The 17,272-nt window shown below is 70.9% G+C and carries 15 protein-coding genes; 8 read left to right on the plus strand and 7 right to left on the minus strand.

Features of this window, described 5'->3' with window-relative positions:
- The first annotated feature begins 3 nt into the window (after positions 1-3).
- Entirely contained in the window at positions 4-1,608 is a 1,605-nt protein-coding gene (gene guaA, locus ACNFOC_RS34840) for a glutamine-hydrolyzing GMP synthase (protein WP_416963055.1), read from the plus strand.
- A gap of 31 nt (positions 1,609-1,639) precedes the next feature.
- Here the strand turns inward: guaA and ACNFOC_RS34845 are convergent, their stop codons facing one another.
- A complete protein-coding gene (locus ACNFOC_RS34845) occupies positions 1,640-2,113 on the minus strand; it encodes a pyridoxamine 5'-phosphate oxidase family protein (protein WP_416963042.1) in 474 nt (157 codons plus the stop codon).
- A gap of 210 nt (positions 2,114-2,323) precedes the next feature.
- Here ACNFOC_RS34845 and ACNFOC_RS34850 point away from each other — a divergent pair, with 210 nt between their 5' ends.
- Positions 2,324-3,118: a class II aldolase/adducin family protein gene (locus tag ACNFOC_RS34850; protein ID WP_416963043.1), complete on the plus strand. Its 795-nt coding sequence runs from the start codon at positions 2,324-2,326 to the stop codon at positions 3,116-3,118.
- A 5-nt stretch (positions 3,119-3,123) separates the two neighbouring features.
- Here the strand turns inward: ACNFOC_RS34850 and ACNFOC_RS34855 are convergent, their stop codons facing one another.
- Positions 3,124-4,023: a DUF4429 domain-containing protein gene (locus tag ACNFOC_RS34855; RefSeq protein WP_416963044.1), complete on the minus strand. Its 900-nt coding sequence runs from the start codon at positions 4,021-4,023 to the stop codon at positions 3,124-3,126.
- A gap of 209 nt (positions 4,024-4,232) precedes the next feature.
- On the opposite strand from ACNFOC_RS34855, the gene ACNFOC_RS34860 reads away from it, so the two are divergent.
- On the plus strand, positions 4,233-5,513 hold the full coding sequence (locus ACNFOC_RS34860) for a hypothetical protein (RefSeq protein WP_416963045.1): 1,281 nt from the start codon (positions 4,233-4,235) through the stop codon (positions 5,511-5,513).
- Between the two features lie 140 nt (positions 5,514-5,653).
- On the plus strand, positions 5,654-6,184 hold the full coding sequence (locus tag ACNFOC_RS34865) for a DoxX family protein (RefSeq protein ID WP_416963046.1): 531 nt from the start codon (positions 5,654-5,656) through the stop codon (positions 6,182-6,184).
- A 173-nt stretch (positions 6,185-6,357) separates the two neighbouring features.
- On the opposite strand, the gene ACNFOC_RS34870 is transcribed toward ACNFOC_RS34865, so the two are convergent.
- Entirely contained in the window at positions 6,358-6,600 is a 243-nt protein-coding gene (locus ACNFOC_RS34870; protein ID WP_416963047.1) for a hypothetical protein, read from the minus strand.
- Entirely contained in the window at positions 6,587-8,008 is a 1,422-nt protein-coding gene (locus tag ACNFOC_RS34875) for a PspC domain-containing protein (RefSeq protein ID WP_416963048.1), read from the minus strand. Before ACNFOC_RS34875 ends, ACNFOC_RS34870 begins: the two co-directional genes overlap by 14 nt.
- A 447-nt stretch (positions 8,009-8,455) precedes the next feature.
- Here ACNFOC_RS34875 and ACNFOC_RS34880 point away from each other — a divergent pair, with 447 nt between their 5' ends.
- Together ACNFOC_RS34880 and ACNFOC_RS34885 are read left to right on the plus strand one after the other, a co-directional pair.
- Positions 8,456-9,748: an ATP-binding protein gene (locus tag ACNFOC_RS34880; protein WP_416963049.1), complete on the plus strand. Its 1,293-nt coding sequence runs from the start codon at positions 8,456-8,458 to the stop codon at positions 9,746-9,748.
- The gene (locus ACNFOC_RS34885) at positions 9,745-10,464 is read left to right on the plus strand and encodes a LuxR C-terminal-related transcriptional regulator (RefSeq protein ID WP_416963050.1); all 720 of its coding nucleotides are present in this window, start codon (positions 9,745-9,747) and stop codon (positions 10,462-10,464) included. Before ACNFOC_RS34880 ends, ACNFOC_RS34885 begins: the two co-directional genes overlap by 4 nt.
- 48 nt (positions 10,465-10,512) lie before the next feature.
- On the opposite strand, the gene ACNFOC_RS34890 is transcribed toward ACNFOC_RS34885, so the two are convergent.
- Positions 10,513-11,586, minus strand: coding sequence for a C40 family peptidase (locus ACNFOC_RS34890; RefSeq protein WP_416963051.1), 1,074 nt, complete (start codon positions 11,584-11,586; stop codon positions 10,513-10,515).
- Between the two features lie 414 nt (positions 11,587-12,000).
- Here ACNFOC_RS34890 and ACNFOC_RS34895 point away from each other — a divergent pair, with 414 nt between their 5' ends.
- Positions 12,001-12,354: a hypothetical protein gene (locus ACNFOC_RS34895; RefSeq protein WP_019055618.1), complete on the plus strand. Its 354-nt coding sequence runs from the start codon at positions 12,001-12,003 to the stop codon at positions 12,352-12,354.
- Here the strand turns inward: ACNFOC_RS34895 and ACNFOC_RS34900 are convergent.
- Together ACNFOC_RS34900 and ACNFOC_RS34905 are read right to left on the minus strand one after the other, a co-directional pair.
- Positions 12,332-13,315 carry a tellurite resistance/C4-dicarboxylate transporter family protein gene (locus tag ACNFOC_RS34900; RefSeq protein WP_416963052.1) on the minus strand — a complete coding sequence of 328 codons (984 nt, stop codon included), beginning with the start codon at positions 13,313-13,315 and terminating at the stop codon, positions 12,332-12,334. The genes ACNFOC_RS34895 and ACNFOC_RS34900 overlap by 23 nt on opposite strands.
- A gap of 97 nt (positions 13,316-13,412) precedes the next feature.
- Positions 13,413-14,366 (minus strand): C40 family peptidase, encoded by a 954-nt coding sequence (locus tag ACNFOC_RS34905; RefSeq protein ID WP_416963053.1) that lies wholly within the window; start codon positions 14,364-14,366, stop codon positions 13,413-13,415.
- A gap of 311 nt (positions 14,367-14,677) precedes the next feature.
- Between ACNFOC_RS34905 and pcrA the strand changes: the two genes are divergently transcribed.
- Positions 14,678-17,179 carry a DNA helicase PcrA gene (pcrA, locus tag ACNFOC_RS34910; RefSeq protein WP_416963054.1) on the plus strand — a complete coding sequence of 834 codons (2,502 nt, stop codon included), beginning with the start codon at positions 14,678-14,680 and terminating at the stop codon, positions 17,177-17,179.
- Positions 17,180-17,272 lie beyond the last annotated feature (93 nt).

A 17,272-nucleotide genomic window follows, 5' to 3' on the forward strand; every position in this document is an offset into this window, starting at 1 on the left:
TCGATGACCAGAACCCCGCCCAACCGCCGGAAGGCTCACGTGTCAGCGACCCCCGCCCCCGACACCGTCCTGGTCGTCGACTTCGGCGCGCAGTACGCCCAGCTCATCGCCCGCCGCGTCCGCGAGGCCCGGGTCTACAGCGAGATCGTGCCGAGCACCATGCCGGTCGCGGAGATGCTCGCCAAGAACCCCGCGGCGATCATCCTCTCCGGCGGCCCCTCGTCGGTGTACGCGGAGGGCGCCCCCCGCCTGGACCGTGCGCTCTTCGACGCCGGCGTCCCCGTCTTCGGCATGTGCTACGGCTTCCAGCTGATGGCCACGACCCTCGGCGGCACCGTCGACAATACGGGCGCCCGCGAGTACGGCCGTACGGAACTGCACGTCTCCAAGTCGTCCTCCACCCTCTTCGAGGGCACCCCGGACGAGCAGTCGGTGTGGATGTCGCACGGCGACGCCTGCTCCGCCGCCCCCGAGGGCTTCACGGTCACCGCGTCCACGGACGTCGTCCCGGTCGCCGCCTTCGAGAACGACGAGAAGAAGCTCTACGGCGTCCAGTACCACCCGGAGGTCATGCACTCCACGCACGGCCAGCAGGTCCTGGAGCACTTCCTGTACCGCGGCGCGGGCCTCACCCCGAACTGGACGACCGGCAACGTCATCGACGAGCAGGTCGCCCTCATCCGCGAGCAGGTCGGCGACAAGCGCGCGATCTGCGGCCTGTCCGGCGGTGTCGACTCCGCCGTGGCGGCCGCCCTCGTCCAGAAGGCCATCGGCTCGCAGCTGACCTGCGTGTACGTCGACCACGGTCTGATGCGCAAGGGCGAGACCGAGCAGGTCGAGAAGGACTTCGTGGCCGCGACCGGCGTACAGCTGAAGGTCGTGGACGCGGAGGAGCGCTTCCTCACCGCGCTCGCCGGGGTCTCCGACCCGGAGCAGAAGCGGAAGATCATCGGCCGCGAGTTCATCCGCGTCTTCGAGCAGGCGCAGGCCGAGATCATCGCGGACGCGGGCCCCGAGGTCGCGTTCCTGGTGCAGGGCACGCTCTACCCGGACGTCGTGGAGTCGGGTGGCGGCACGGGCACCGCGAACATCAAGTCGCACCACAACGTCGGCGGTCTCCCCGAGGACCTCGAGTTCCAGCTGATCGAGCCGCTGCGCAAGCTGTTCAAGGACGAGGTCCGGATGGTCGGCCAGGAGCTCGGCCTGCCGGACGAGATCGTCCAGCGCCAGCCCTTCCCGGGCCCCGGCCTCGGCATCCGGATCGTCGGCGAGGTCACCAAGGACCGCCTCGACCTGCTCCGCGAGGCCGACGCGATCGCCCGCGAGGAACTGACCGCGGCCGGCCTCGACCGCGACATCTGGCAGTGCCCGGTGGTCCTCCTCGCGGACGTCCGCAGCGTCGGCGTCCAGGGCGACGGCCGCACCTACGGCCACCCGATCGTCCTGCGCCCGGTGTCGAGCGAGGACGCCATGACGGCCGACTGGTCGCGCCTGCCGTACGACGTCCTCGCGAAGATCTCCACCCGCATCACGAACGAGGTCGCCGACGTCAACCGAGTGGTCCTCGACGTGACGTCGAAGCCGCCGGGCACCATCGAGTGGGAGTAAGCCCTTCTTGAGGCTCAGGTCCGCTTGAGGCTCAGGTCCGCTTGAGGGTGCGCACCGGCGCCCCAGGCGTCCAGATCTGGACGACCAGATACTTCTCGTCCTCGACGTAGGTCCGCACGACCTCCGTGATCCCGGTGCGGAAGAGGTGGAACGGCTCCGGCGGTTCCACCTCTTTGCTGTACGCCCCCTTCACCCCGGCATCCGTCACCTCCACCGCCCGCCCGCTCACCCGTACGTCCCCGCCGTGTGTGTCCGTACCCGGCCCCGGGTTCGCCTGGAGCGCGAAGCGCGGGTCGCGCCGCAGATCCAGCGCCTTGAGCGAGCCGGGCATCATCCCGAGCCACAACTCGCCGTCCAGGAACCGCACTTCGAGCCCGGTCGTCCGCGGCGACCCGTCCTTGCGCAGGGTCGCGAGGACATGGTGGGTGAAGGCACCGAAACGCTTCTCCACGGTCGCGGCGAATTCGGGTTCCGCGGCGACGAATACCGCCCAGTTCGCTGTCATACGACCACTGTCCCGCCGATACCCGACACCTGCTGTCCTGATTCGGGAAGGACTCAGGACGGACTCGGGACGGACTCGGGACGGAGTCGGAAGGGAGTCGGACGGCACGTGGGCACGCTTGGTGCCGCATCTTTACAGAACACCACTGCCCTTTTCGCCTCACCGACGGTAACTTCCGCCCGTAACAAGGAACCCAGTGCTGGAGGACCGATGCACGGGCCGATGCCGCCCTCCCCCCTGCCCACCGACAGGCTGCGGTTCGCCATGCCGCCGATGCACGAGTCGGTCGAGGACGAACGCCGGCACCGCAAGGAACGGCTCGCGGGCGCCCTGCGCCTGTTCGGCCGGTACGGCTTCGAGGACGGGGTCTCCGGGCACATCACCGCCCGCGACCCCGAGTTCAGCGACTGCTTCTGGGTCAACCCCTTCGGGATGCCCTTCCGGCACGTCACCGTGAGCGATCTGGTGCTGGCCAACTCGGACGGCCAGGTCCTCCAGGGCCGCCACCACGTCAACCAGGCCGCCTTCACCGTGCACTCCCAGGTCCACGCCGCCCGCCCGGACGTCGTCGCGGTCGCCCACTGCCACTCCGTGCACGGCCGCGCGCTCTCCGCCCTCGGCGACTTCCTCGACCCGATCAGCCAGGAGAGCTGCGCCTTCTACGAGGACCACGCGCTCTACGACGCCTACAGCGGTGTCTCCGTCGACGCCGAGGAGGGCAAGCGGATCGCCGCAGGCCTTGGCTCCCGCAAGGCGCTCGTCCTGCGCAACCACGGACTGCTCACCGTGGGCGACTCGGTGGACGCGGCGGCCTGGTGGTTCCTGTCCATGGAACGCTCCTGCCAGGTCCAGCTCCTCGCGAAAGCGGCCGGCCGGCCCCTCCTCATCGACCACAAACTCGCCGTCGCCACCCGCGAACAGACCGGCGGTGACCTCGTCGCGTGGATCAACTACCAACCCCTGTGGCAGGACATCAGCCGCAGCGAACCGGACCTCCTCAGCTGAGGCCCCTATCTGAAACCCCGCAGTACCGCCGCCTTGGTCATCGTGAACTCCTCGTCCGTGAGCACCCCGTCCCGGTGCAGCTCGCCCAACTCCCGCAGCCTGCGCAGGAGTACGTCGTGATGGTCGGCCGGCGGCGGGACGGTGGCCGACCGTCGGGGCTGATCCGCGAACTCGCCGTCCTCGCGTTCGTGTTCCCGCGCCGACGGATGCGGCAGCCGAGCCGTCACCGCCGTCGCGACCAGCGCGGTGAGCAGATCGCGGCGGGTGCTGCCCCACAGATCGAGGGCGTACGGGTCCTTCTCCGGCGGCAGTTTGGAGAACACCGTCTCGCGGGTCACGAACCGCATGAACCCGTCCTCGTAACCGGAGTTGGGCAGCCACTCCACCTGGACCAGGTCGCCCACGGCGACGATGCGCGGCCCGGTGGCACGCTTGACGCGCTCCGAGGTGTCGGCCCAGTCGATGCGTACCTGGGCGCCGTCGAAGGACACCGTGCCGTCGGACGACCGCACCGAGACCGGGACCGGCGGGCCGGGCAGCAGATAGGCCTTGGTGGGGTCCTTGGGGATCTGGTCGAGGAGCAGCCCGTGCCGGATCTCCTCCGCCACGTACTCGGCGACCCCGGACCGGTCGATGTCCACGATCAGCCGGTACGGATCCGCCGCGTCCGGCAGCCGTCCGCCGGTCGCCTGGAGCAGCGGGTCGGCGCCCTCGCGCAGCCTCAGGCGCAGCCGGCCACGCTTGCGTTCGGGTTCGTAGACGACGCCCGCGACGGCTTCGAGGGGCACGGCGATCTCCCCGTACGTCTGCCGGAACAGTGGCACGGAGCGGTGAAGTCCCGGCGTGATACGGACCGTTGTGCCGTCGAAGGCCCAGGTCCCGTCGCGCTGGATGATCTCGGCCATAGGGAAATTCTCGCAGCCGGGTCAACACGGCGGCGCTCGCTTCACCCGCCCTGACCAGACCTGCCGGACGCGGGCCGTGTCCCGTAGGGCACAATCCGCTGTTGTCGTGCGGGAGTTGCAAGGCGGTGGCCAAAGGCTTCGGAGCCGGCCGCCGAACGTGAGGGCCCGGGGTCGCGGGCCGAGGGGCATGGGGAAGGCAGGCGTCGAGCGTGGCGGTGCAGGAGGCGAGACAGGGCGGCGAGCACGTCGGCGCGCACGGAGGCGGCTGCGCCTGCGGGGACTGCCCGCACGGAGCACGCGAGGGGCATCGGCGCGCGGTCGCCGCGTTCCTCGTCAAGCGGGACGGCTTCGCGGCCGGCGAGGGGCTGCCGGCGGCGGTGGCGCACTCGGTGTCCGCCTCCCGGCAGTGGGTCTCGGACGAACTGACCCAGTCCGCCGACGTCGTCGCCGAACGCGGCCGCGCCGAGGGCGGCGCCTGGCTGGCCCGGCTGTGGCACCGCACGGCCTTCGCGGTGTGGGGCGCCTTCGTCGTGCTGCTCCTGGTGCAGGCGCTCACCGCGATCGGCGCGGGCTGGACGGCGGCCCGCACGGCCGGACTGCTGGCCGCGCTCGTGGTCGCCGGCGCGGTGACCACGGCCTCCTGGTTCCACCGCGCGCGCGGCGGGGCGCTGGCCCCGGTCATCGGTGAGGACAACCGGCTGTCGACCTCCCGTGCCGTGGCCGTGTCCTGGGTGCTGTTCGTGGCGTACGCGGTGCTGGTCCTGGCCGGCCGCCTCGCCGCCGCCTCCGACCACGCCGAACGCGACGCGCTCATCTCCGGCCTCGAACTCGCCCGCGGCGCCGGTGTGGTGACCGTCCTCGCCGTGGTCTGCGCGATCGCCGTACTCGTCCGCCGGGTCGTCGGCCTGCGCGTGCTGGGCCAGCGCCTCCAGAAGCTCCCCGCCGACCGCCCCCGCGCGGCCGACCTCCTGACCGACGACGCGGGCCGCGGCACCTTCGCCGACATCCAGTACGTCGCGATCAGCGGCGTGGCCCTCGTCTTCGTGGCTGTACGCCTCGCCCGCCGCCCCGACCAACTGCCCGACCTGCCCTGGGGGTTGGCGGTGGTCGTGTTGATCTCGGCCGCGACGTACCTGGCCGGCAAGTACGCGGAGGGCGGCCGCCCGGTCATCCTCTCGGTGGTGCGTTCCCGTGAGGCGGGTGACCTCGACGCTCCCATCCGCACCGGCGACGACATCGAGATCCGCGGCGCGGGCTTCGTCCCTCCGGGCGCCCAGACCGCCGACCGCCTCTCCCGCATGGTCGTCCGCATCGGCCCGGTCAACGTCCACGTCCCGCTGGTCCCGGTCACCGGAGGCTTCTCCAACCCCACGGACACCCTCCTGACCGTCCCCGTCCCGGTCGACGTCGAGCCCGGACGCGTGGAGGTACAGGTGGTGACCGCGGCGGGCGTGGAGACGAACGCCTGCGTCGTCGACGTCACGGACTGACGCCCTCGACGGGCCGACCACCGCACGAGTCGTGCCAAGGTCGCAAAAACTGGCTGAAGCATGATTGAGCGGGTCCCCCTATTCGTACGTATGGTCTGTTGAGGGGTCACGGCACAGCGGGCGAGAGGCGGCTAAGGGCGATGACTCACAGCACTCGGATGGATACGCAAACCCCGTACCTCGACGGCGACCGGAGCTGGCGGGACACCGCCACCCGATACGCCCTGCTCCCACTGCGCGTCTTCCTCGGCGTCACCTTCATCTACGCGGGCCTGGACAAACTCACCGACAGCGCCTTCATGAAGTCCTCCGGCGCCGGCTCGATCGGCGAGACGATGCGCGCGGTCCGCGACTCGTCGGCGATCCCGGCCCTGGTCGACCTGTCCTTGAAGAACCCCGTCGGCTTCGGCTACGCCATCGCCTTCGGTGAACTCGCCGTCGGCATCGGCACCCTGATCGGCCTGCTGGCCCGCCTCGCCGCGCTCGGCGGCGCGCTGATCTCGCTCAGCCTGTGGCTGACCATCAGCTGGGCCAACGACCCGTACTACTACGGCAACGACCTCGCCTACCTGATGGCCTGGCTGCCCCTCGTCCTCGCGGGCGCCTCCGTGTTCTCCCTGGACGCGGCGATCCGCGGGAGGCGAAGGCAAGGTGCGGGGGGCTACCGGTAGCTCCCGAGGCGGGAGCCGCCGGTGGGGAAACCGCCGGTGGTGAAGCCGTAGGTGGTGGAGTCGCCGGGTTCTTTCCGGGTCGGCCGTCCGTCCGTCCGTTCAGTCCGTCCGTTCAGTCCGTCCGTTCAGTCCGTCCGGGCGGGCCGTCAGTCGGGCCCGCCCGTAGACGATCTTCAGCCGGATATGTTCGGACCGGGGTCGGCCGTGTTCCTGCGGCCGGCCCTTCGGCGTCTGCGGATCGCGCCGTTGATGCCCGCCACCACGCCGGCCAGGACCAGGCCGACCGTGACCAGCGGGATCGCCGCGAACCACTCGGTCATCCACAGCCCGCCCGCGTCCCCGGCGTAGACCACGCCCGCGGTGGCGAGGAAGAGACCGGCGATCAGCTTGCCGGGCTGGAACTCATGACGCAGCACGGCTGACCTCCGCCTGTCCGACGCCGACCTGGAGATCCAGGTCCAGCGTGCCGACGCTCTTGACGCCCGTCGCCGGGGTCAGGGTGACCTGCTGGTGCTTGCCCGGCTCCACGTCCACGTCCTCCTTGTCGTCACCGGGCAACTGGATGTCCCCGACGCCCACGTCCGCACTCAGCCGCACCGTCACGTTCGACGGCACGATCACCTTCAATTGCCCGACGCCCACCTCGGCGTCCGTCGCGACCGTCTGCCCCTTGGTCAGCCGCAGGCGGGTCAGGTCGAGCGTGCCCACCCCGTTCCCGAGGTCGTACTTCTTCTGTACGTCCGCCACCGCCGCCGGCTGCCAGGTGAGGTGTTCCCAGTGCGTGGTGAGGTCCTTGGGCAGGGCCGCCGAGGCGGCGAGCAGGCCGGCCGTGACGATCGCGAGGAACACCGAGCCCGCCCCCGTACGCCCGAGGAACGCGCTGACCGCGATGCCCAGGCCGAAGACGACGAGCGCACAGGCCAGGCCCGCCTGGAGGCTGGTGCCGAGCGCCTGGTCGTCCCACTTCGCGGCGGTGCCGAGGGCCCCGGCGAACAGCGCGAGCAGGAACACCCAGCCGCCGATCCAGCGCGGGCCGCGCGTCTTCGGGGGCGCGGGGCGCGGGACTCGCTGATCCTCGCGCCAGTGCGGGTACGACGGGGCGAGGCTGATGTGGATCGCGTCCGCGATGTCACGGTCGCGGGAGTCGCCGGGGCCCCACAGATAACCGGTGCCACCGACGTGTGTGCCGTCCTTGACGATCGGATCACGCCACCAGGAGGGGTAGGCGGCGGCCACCGGCGGCGCCTGGGCCTCCGGCGGGGCATCGGCGACGGCCTGCGCCGCGAGCGGGTCGGGGTCGGGGGCGCCGCGATGCTGCGACCAGTACCCCGCGCCCGCCAGCAGAAGGGAGAGGACGACGGCGAAGGTCAGCACACTGGCGTTGTTCAGCATCGACAGGAACACACCGCAGCCGACCAGCGCGAACAGCACGGCCGCCAGTGCCTGGCCGTCCACGCGGCCGGTGAAGAGCTTGCGGACCTCGTTCTCCTCCTCGTCGTCGTACGGGACGAAGAGCCAGGCGAAGCCGTAGAAGATGAGGCCGATGCCGCCCGTCGCCGAGAGCACGGCGAGCGTGATCCGGAAGATCACCGGGTCCATGTCGCACTGCCGCCCGAGCCCCGCGCACACCCCCGCGAGCACCTTGGACCGCCGGTCCCGCCGGAACCGGTGCGGAGCCGCGGCCGGGGTGCTGCCGCCGGGCACGGCACCCGGCGAAGAGGCGGCACCCGCGCCGGGCACAGCGTCCTGCGGCCCGCCGCCCGCTCGCGGACGTGGGCCGGAGCCGGGTCCAGGACCCGTCGCGGCGCGCTCGTGATCTGTCATGCGTCCATGCTGCCCGGCGCGAGCCGCCGATGGCAGTCGGGACGACCCTGGCCGAACCCTGAAATCGGCCCTGACCCGGACCGGGGGAGTGTTCGAAGGGCTTTGGTGCGCGCCGGTGGGCTGTGTCGTGAGTCGTTCGCCGGGCGGGCGCGGTTGCCGCGGGCGGGCGGTTACCCGCCGGGCTCCCGTGCAGCGGTGACCGGCATGGCGACCGACGCCGAGACCGAGACCGACATCGCGACCGACACCGAGACCGGCTCGTGTGCCGGTGGTGCGCAGCCGCAGCCGATCCACTGGCCGCTGTCGCCCGCTTCACCTTCCGGCAATCCGTCAGAACCCCCGCAGGACGCCGTTTTCGCGGACCGAGCGCGCCGTTTTCGAAGATCAGGGGAGTCTCGGGGGTCGACCCTGATGCCCTGAACGGCGGGGCGTGTGAACATCGGTGGCATGCCGGAAGCCGCAGCATTGCCCGTCGAGGACCCGCGGCCGCCGCGCAAGCTCTACCGCAGCAGTGACGGACGCTGGCTCGGTGGTGTGGCGCGGGGGCTCGCCGGGCATCTCGGGCTGCCGGTGATCTGGGTGCGGCTGGTGTTCGTGGGGCTGTTCCTCGCGGACGGACTCGGCGCGCTGTTGTACGCCTCGTTCTGGTTCTTCGTGCCGCTCGGCGTCGGCGGGGTCGCCGGCCAGCGGCCCCCGTCGCTCGTCTCCACCGAGACCTCGCCGGACGGCCGCCGCAGACTCGTCGCCCGCAAGCCGGACAAGGGCCAGATCGTCGCCCTGCTCCTCATGGTCGTCGTCGCGCTGGTCTTCGTCGGCAACGTGAACCTGGGCAGCGGCGCCAAGGCCTATCTCTTCCCGACCGTCCTCGTCGGCGCGGGCGTCGCCCTCGTCTGGCGGCAGGCGGACAACGCCCGCCGCGCCCGCTGGGCCGAGGTCGGCAGCCGCCGCCGTACGCTCAGCCTGCTGCGCGCGGGCGGTGGGGTCCTGCTGGTCACCGCGGGCGCCACCGCGATCTTCGTGTTGCAGGGCTCCGCCGCCCACCTCGGCTCGGTCCTCCAGGCGGCCCTCGCGGTCCTCGTCGGCATCACCCTGCTTGCCGGGCCGTACCTCGTGCGGATGACCCAGGACCTCTCCGAGGAGCGCCTGATGCGCATCCGCGCCCAGGAGCGCGCCGAGGTCGCCGCCCATGTCCACGACTCCGTGCTGCACACCCTGACCCTGATCCAGCGCAACGCGGAGAGCCCGAACGAGGTGCGCCGCCTGGCCCGCGCCCAGGAGCGCGACCTGCGCGCCTGGCTCTACAAACCGGAGGGCACCGGCAAGGACGAGGCCGACGAACCCGACACCCTCGCCGAGGCGGTGCGCCGCAGCGCGGCCGAGGTCGAGGACAAGCACGGCGTCCCCATCGAGGTCGTCATCGTCGGCGACTGCCCGCTCGACGACAGAATCGGTGCCCAGATGCAGGCCGCGCGCGAAGCGATGGTGAACGCGGCCAAGTACGGTGGCGAGGGCGGCGCCGTACAGGTCTACGCCGAGGTGGAGGGGAAGACGGTCTTCGTGTCCGTCCGTGACCGCGGACCGGGCTTCGACCTCGACTCGATACCCACCGACCGCATGGGCGTCAGAGAATCGATCATCGGCCGTATGGAGCGCCACGGCGGTACGGCACGGCTGCGCGCGGTGCCGGACGGCGGTACCGAGGTCGAGCTGGAGATGGAGAGGGCGGAGAAGACGTCATGAGCGACGCGACCGAGACGAACGAACCGGCGGAGCCGACCGGCGGGAGCGCGGGCGGGCGTCACGTGCGCGTGGTCCTCGTCGACGACCACCGCATGTTCCGTACGGGAGTCCAGGCCGAGATCGGCCGGACCGAGGAGACCGGCGTCGAGGTGATCGGCGAGGCCGCGGACGTCGACCAGGCGGTCACGGTCATCACCGCGACCCGCCCCGAGGTGGTCCTCCTCGACGTCCACCTCCCGGGTGGCGGCGGGGTCGAAGTCCTGCGCCGCTGCGCCCCGTTGATGAGCGATGCCGAGCAGCCCGTCCGCTTCCTCGCCCTGTCCGTGTCGGACGCGGCGGAGGACGTGATCGGGGTGATCCGCGGCGGTGCGCGCGGCTACGTCACCAAGACGATCACCGGCACGGACCTCGTCAACTCCATCTTCCGGGTCCAGGAGGGCGACGCGGTCTTCTCGCCCCGCCTGGCCGGCTTCGTCCTCGACGCCTTCGCGTCTACCGACGCCCCGCCGGTCGACGAGGACCTCGACCGCCTCACCCAGCGCGAGCGCGAGGTCCTGCGCCTCATCGCGCGCGGCTACGCCTACAAGGAGATCGCCAAGCAGCTGTTCATCTCGGTGAAGACGGTCGAGTCCCATGTCTCGGCGGTGCTGAGGAAGCTCCAGCTGTCGAACCGGCACGAGCTGACGCGCTGGGCGACGGCACGGCGACTGGTGTGACCCGGACCCGTGAGGGCCGTACCCCGTAAGGGAGTTCACCCGGGGAATTCACACCACCCGCGTCGCCCCCGCGAACGGCATCTCGTCGATCGGCGCCAGTCGCACCGGAGCCGACGGGTTCGGTGCGTGGATCATCTGGCCGTCGCCGACGTACATGCCGACGTGGCTGATGCCCGAGTAGAAGAACACCAGGTCGCCGGGGCGCAGTTCGGACCGGGAGACCCGCTGGCCCGCGTTGATCTGGGCGTAGGTCGTGCGGGGCAGGGAGACACCGGCGGAGCTGTACGCGGCCTGCATGAGGCCCGAGCAGTCGAAGGCGTTGGGGCCCGTCGCGCCCCAGACGTAGGGGCTGCCGAGCTTCTGGTAGGCGTAGGAAACGGCCGCCGCCGCACGGGAGTTGGGGGCGTCGGCCGCGGCGGCGGAGGAACCGGGCGCGGCCAGCGCACCCCGTGCCGCGGTCGACGAGCGTGACGCGCGGCCGGTACCACCCGCCTCGCCGACCTGCGCCCGCTGCTGCGGAGTCAGGCTGGACAGCAGCCGGCGTGCCTGGTCCAGCTTGCCGTTGATCGTCTTCTTCTGCCTGCCGAGCTCCGCCTGCCGTGACTTCAGCGAGGTCAGCTCGATGTGCGCGGCGCCGCGCAACTGCTCGATCTCCCGCAGCTGTTGCCGTACGAGCGCGACGGCCGCCGTCTGCCGGTGGCCCACCCGGTCGGCGAACTCGGCGCCGTCCAGATACTGTTCGGGGTCGTCGGAGAGCATGAGTTGCACCGCGGGGTCGATCCCGCCGCTGCGGTACTGGGCGGCGGCGACGTAACCCAGCGATTCCCGGGCCGAGTTGAGCTTCTCCGTCCTGCGTGCCGCCTCGTCCCGCAGGGTGTTCAGCTGTTTCTCGGCCGCGTCCGCCTTCTCCTTCGCTCCGTCGTACTTCTCGGTGGCGACTTCCGCCTCCTGGTACAGCTTGTCCACCTTGGCCTTGACCTGCGTCGGTGTCAGCTGTGGCTCGGCGTGCGAGGTCCCGTCGAAGCCCGTCGCCGTCGCCGCGCCCGCGAGGGCGATCGTCGCCGCCGTACGGGCTGTATTGCCGCTGAGCGAGCGCTGTCGGGGCTTGCGGTGCGCTGCCACGTGGACTGCACGTCCTTTCGTACGACCGCCGGGGGAGCGGGCGGTTGCGCGTCCGGCGGCGGCCCACACAGGGGGAGCGGGCCGCCGCCGGACTTCTCGGCGGTGATGTCCGGCTGCCGCCCCTGGTCCGGGCGGCGGTGGGGAGCCGGTCACCTGGTGGAGGACGCTAAACCTGATGGTGACGGCCCGGTAACGCATGTCCGCAACTGACATGAGGTGATCGGAAATTGCCCGTAAGTGACTGTGGTCCCGGTCCGGGGCCGCCGCCTTCACGCGGCGCGCTGACCGAAGCGGCGGTTCCGACGCGGGGCGGGACGGCGCGGTGCTATGGGTCGCATATATGCAAGGTCGTGCGGGCCGCTACAGAGGGGCGGTGTCGGTCGCCCCCGGAGCCCCTGATTAGGCTCCGGACTCATGGACGTACTCATCCATCTCTTCGTCGGCCTGCACATCATCGGCATCGCCGCGCTGCTCGGTGGTTTCCTCACCCAGATGAAGGCGATGGGCCAGGGCACGGCCCGCTTCGTCCCCGGCATGCTGCACGGCGCGCTGACCATGCTGGTCACCGGCGCGATCCTGGTCGGCCTCAACCAGGCCGACGATCAGCACGTCAACAACATCAAGATCGGCATCAAGCTCGCGCTGCTGATCGTGATCCTCGGCCTCGTCTATGTGAAGCGGGACGAGGAGACGGTCGACAAGAGTCAGTTCGCGCTGGTGGGCGGGCTCACCATGGTGAACATCTTCATCGCGGTCCTGTGGACGTGACCCCGGACGCGGCGGCGAGGTAGAACCGGACCGTCCCCGCGGCGACCACCAGCCAGGCCGCCACCGCGATCCACAGCACCACCTCCCCAGGCGTCCGCAGCCACGAGACGTCCACGGCGGTCCCCACGGACAACATGGTCGCCGCCGTCATCCCCAGGGGGAACACCGTCGACCAGCGCCGCACGTCGAAGCGCGGCCGCGGCCAGGCGGCCTCGGCGGCCAGCAGGACGACGCACCAGGCCACGTCGAGCACCAGCAGCGCCACGGTCACGGCCCGCAGGACACCCCGGTCGTCGGAGTTCCACAGGTACAGGCGCGCGCTGTCGGCGACGATCAGCTGCGCCCCGGCCAGCGCCGAGACGGCCAGCGCGCCGCCGGCGATCCAGTGGTCCCCGGCCCCGATGACCAGCTGCCGCCATTCGAAACGGGCGAGTGCGAAGCCGTAGAGGACCAGCCCGAACCAGAACAGCACCAGCGCCGTGTGCGCGAGCCAGGCCGCCGACTCGGCCCCGGCGATCGTCGCCCCCAGCACGGCCAGCGACTGCGTGGCCACACAGCCCAGGAACACGGTCCCGGGCATGCGCCCCTTCCAGTTCCGTAGGACCCGCACGAGCAGCCCCGGCCACAGCACCACGGCCAGCGCCAGCAGCGCCTCGGCCACCGTCTGCCAGCCTGCGATCGAGAACCGCGTCCCCAGTACGGCGGTCGCGGCCGTGGCGGTCAGCGCACCGGGCGTCCCCGCCTCCGCGAGCCACCGCCGCCGGTCCCACAGCAGCCGTACGACGAAGTCCGCCACCAGCCCCAGCCAGAAGGCGCAGGCCACCACGAAGGCGATGCGGGACAGCACCTCGTACCCCGTGACACGCAGGCCGACCGACACGATCGCGGTGGCCAACACGACGGCCCCGGCCGCCGGCGGACGCTGCGCCCACCAGGCGCGGAAGCGGGAGGTACCAGACATAGGGCGATGCTAGAGAGCCCGGTCGGTGCCGACGGAGGGCCACGCGCGCGTGCGGCTCAAAAACACCTGCACGCGTGCGTGCGCCCACGAACTCCGCTCAGGCGGGCCGCACCACGCTGTGGATGGTCGCCGCGCCGTCGTAGTGGACCGACTCCTCGCGGACGTAGGCGCCGGGCTTCAGGGCGTGGATCATCATGCCGTTGCCTACGTAGACGCCGACGTGGCTGCTGTCGTCGTGGAAGAAGACCAGGTCACCGGGTTGGACGTCGGCCAGGGAGACCGTGATGCCGGCGTCGGCCTGGTCGGTGGCGACGCGGGGGAGGGTGACGCAGGCGGCCTTCCAGGAGGCCTGCGTGAGGCCCGCGCAGTCGTACGAGTCCGGGCCGGCGGCACCCCAGACGTATGGCTTGCCGACCTGGGCGCGGGCGAAGGCGACGGCCTTGGCGGCCTTCGTGGCGTAGAAGGAGTCGGCGGAGGGCGAGGAGGAGCTGGAAGGGGCGCTCCGCGCCGCCTCGGGCCGCTGCTTCCGCGCGTGCGGCTGCGACAGCAGCTCGCGCGCGGTGGAGAGCTTCTTCTGGACGGTGGCCTTGGCCGTCCTCAGGTCGCTCTGCGCGCCGCTGGGGGTCTGGAGGCTCTCGGTCGTCTCGTGACGAACCGCGTCCTTCTGGCGGCGGGTCAGCCGGCTCATCAGCTGGGCCTGCTCGAAGTAGTCCTGCGGGGTGTCCGGGAGCAGGAACGTCGAGGCGTCCGGGGCGGAGGCCCCGGTGCGGTACTGCGCGGCGGTGAACGAACCCAGCCGCTCCCGCGCGGAGTTGAGCCTCTGCGCGAGCTTGGGCGCGTCCTCCGGACGGGTGTCGAGACGCCCGCGCTGCCCGGTCGCCCTCTCCTTGGCCGCGTTGTACGTCTCGGTCGCCGAATCCGCCCGCCGATAGAGGTCGTCGACCTTCTTCTCGACCTCCCCGAGACTCCGATCGCCGTCGTCGGCGGCGGGGGTCCATATGCCTGCGATGCGCGAGCCCGCGGAACGCGGCTTGCGGTGCGACGACGCCAAAGGAGGCGGCTCCTTCCAGATGGTGCCCTACGGGCCGATGTCGCCCTACGGTCCTTGCTCCGAAAGGGAGTTGGACCGACGCACCCCAGGTCGGTGGTGGTGTGAGGGGCGTACGGCTTGATCGAACGCTAACCAACTCGTGTGGTTTCTGTGAAGGTTGATGTTCGATATGCCCGATACGCGTCCGTGACCTTGACCATGCGCGGGACCGGCCGTCGCTGATCGTGATCGACCGGTTCTGGTCCGTGAATTTTCCCGAGTTCCTGGGGTGGCGACCGGTTGTCAGCGCGGCGCCCTAAACTCGGAGAGCGATGAGCAGCCTCTTTGACGACAGCTTCCTGGCGGATCTCCAGGGCCCCCGGGCCCACGAGGGAGAGCCCCCGCCACCGCCCGAGGACGAGCACGGACCGGAGCCGATTCCGGACGACCTGTTCGGCGGGAAGTTCGACGTGCCCGCGAGCAGAGACGCCCACTACCGGGACGGCGCCCCACGCCCCGTGGTCGACCCGGCCGCACTCCTGGACGGGCTGAACGAGAACCAGCGCGCGGCCGTCGTCCACTCCGACAGCCCGCTGCTCATCGTGGCCGGCGCCGGCTCCGGCAAGACCCGCGTGCTCACCCACCGCATCGCCTACCTCCTCGGCGAGCGCAACGTGCACCCCGGGCAGATCCTCGCGATCACCTTCACCAACAAGGCCGCGGGCGAGATGAAGGAGCGCGTCGAGCAGCTCGTCGGCCCGCGCGCCAACGCGATGTGGGTGATGACCTTCCACAGCGCGTGCGTCCGCATCCTGCGCCGCGAGTCGAAGAAGCTCGGCTTCACGTCCTCGTTCTCGATCTACGACGCCGCCGACTCCAAGCGGCTGATGGCCCTGGTCTGCCGCGACCTGGACCTCGACCCGAAGCGCTTCCCCCCGAAGTCCTTCAGCGCCAAGATCTCGAACCTGAAGAACGAGCTGATCGACGAGGAGGACTTCGCCGCCCAGGCCGCCGACGGCTTCGAGAAGACCGTCGCCCAGGCCTACGCGATGTACCAGTCGCGACTGCGCGAGGCCAACGCCCTCGACTTCGACGACCTGATCATGACGACGGTCAACCTCCTGCGCGCCTTCCCGGACGTCGCCGAGCACTACCGCCGCCGCTTCCGCCACGTCATGGTCGACGAGTACCAGGACACCAACCACGCGCAGTACGCGCTGGTGCGCGAGCTGGTCGGCACCTCCGAGCACCCGGTCGACGTCCCGCCCGGTGAACACGACCTGCCGCCCGCCGAGTTGTGCGTCGTGGGCGACGCCGACCAGTCGATCTACGCCTTCCGGGGTGCGACGATCCGCAACATCCTCCAGTTCGAGGAGGACTACCCGAACGCGACGACGATCCTCCTGGAGCAGAACTACCGCTCCACGCAGACGATCCTGAGCGCCGCCAACGCGGTCATCGAGCGCAACGAGTCCCGCCGCCCCAAGAACCTGTGGACCAACGCGGGTGCGGGCGCGCAGATCACCGGCTATGTCGCGGACACCGAGCACGACGAGGCGCAGTTCGTCGCCGAGGAGATAGACCGTCTCACCGACGCGGGCGAGGCGAAGGCCGGAGACGTCGCCGTCTTCTACCGGACGAACGCACAGTCCCGTGTCTTCGAGGAGATCTTCATCCGCGTCGGCCTGCCCTACAAGGTCGTCGGCGGAGTCCGCTTCTACGAGCGCAAGGAGGTCCGGGACGTCCTGGCCTACCTGCGCGTCCTGGCCAACCCGGAGGACGCGGTCCCGCTGCGCCGCATCCTCAACGTCCCCAAGCGCGGCATCGGCGAGCGCGCCGAGGCGATGATCGACGCCCTCTCGCAGCGCGAGAAGATCAGCTTCCCGCAGGCGCTCAGGCGCGTCGACGAGGCCTACGGCATGGCCGCGCGGTCGACGAACGCGGTCAAGAAGTTCAACACGCTGATGGAGGACCTCCGTACGATCGTCGAGTCCGGCGCGGGCCCGGCGACGGTCCTGGAGGCCATCCTCGAACGCACCGGCTATCTCGCCGAGTTGCAGGCCTCCACCGACCCGCAGGACGAGACCCGCATCGAGAACCTTCAGGAACTCGCCGCCGTGGCCCTGGAGTTTGAGCAGGAGAACAGCGGCGGGGAGGGGGAGAGCGAGACGCCCGTCGGGCTCGCCGCCTTCCTGGAACGGGTGGCCCTCGTCGCCGACTCCGACCAGATCCCCGACGAGGACGAGGACGGCTCCGGAGTCATCACGCTGATGACCCTGCACACCGCCAAGGGCCTCGAGTTCCCGGTCGTCTTCCTCACCGGCATGGAGGACGGCGTCTTCCCGCACATGCGCGCCCTCGGCCAGGCCAAGGAGCTGGAGGAGGAGCGGCGCCTCGCGTACGTCGGCATCACACGCGCGCGTGAACGCCTTTACCTGACACGGTCGTCGCTGCGCAGCGCCTGGGGACAGCCGTCGTACAACCCGCCCTCCCGCTTCCTGGAGGAGATCCCGGCGGCGCACCTGGAGTGGAAGCGGACCGGCGCCATGGCGGCCCCGCCGTCGACGGGTCCGGCCTCGGGCATCGCGGCCTCGCTGTCCTCGTCCCGCTCACGCTCGGCGGCGTCGGGCGCCTCGGGCTTCGCCACGCGCCGGACCTCGGAGAAGCCGGTCGTGGCGCTGGCCGTCGGAGACCGGGTCACGCACGACCAGTTCGGACTCGGCACGGTGGTCGGCGTGAACGGCACGGGGGCGAACGCGGAGGCGACGGTCGACTTCGGGGAGCCGAAGCCGAAGCGTCTGCTGCTGCGGTACGCGCCGGTGGAAAAGCTGTAGCCCGTAAGGGAGTTGCTCGTAAGCGCAAGGGAGTCGCCCTTAAGGGGGGCTGCCCGTAAGGGAGTTGGGGCGGCGGGGGGCTGGCTCAGGTCG

Origin of the sequence: Streptomyces colwelliae (genome assembly GCF_048158785.1) — a bacterium.
Lineage (GTDB): Bacteria > Actinomycetota > Actinomycetes > Streptomycetales > Streptomycetaceae > Streptomyces.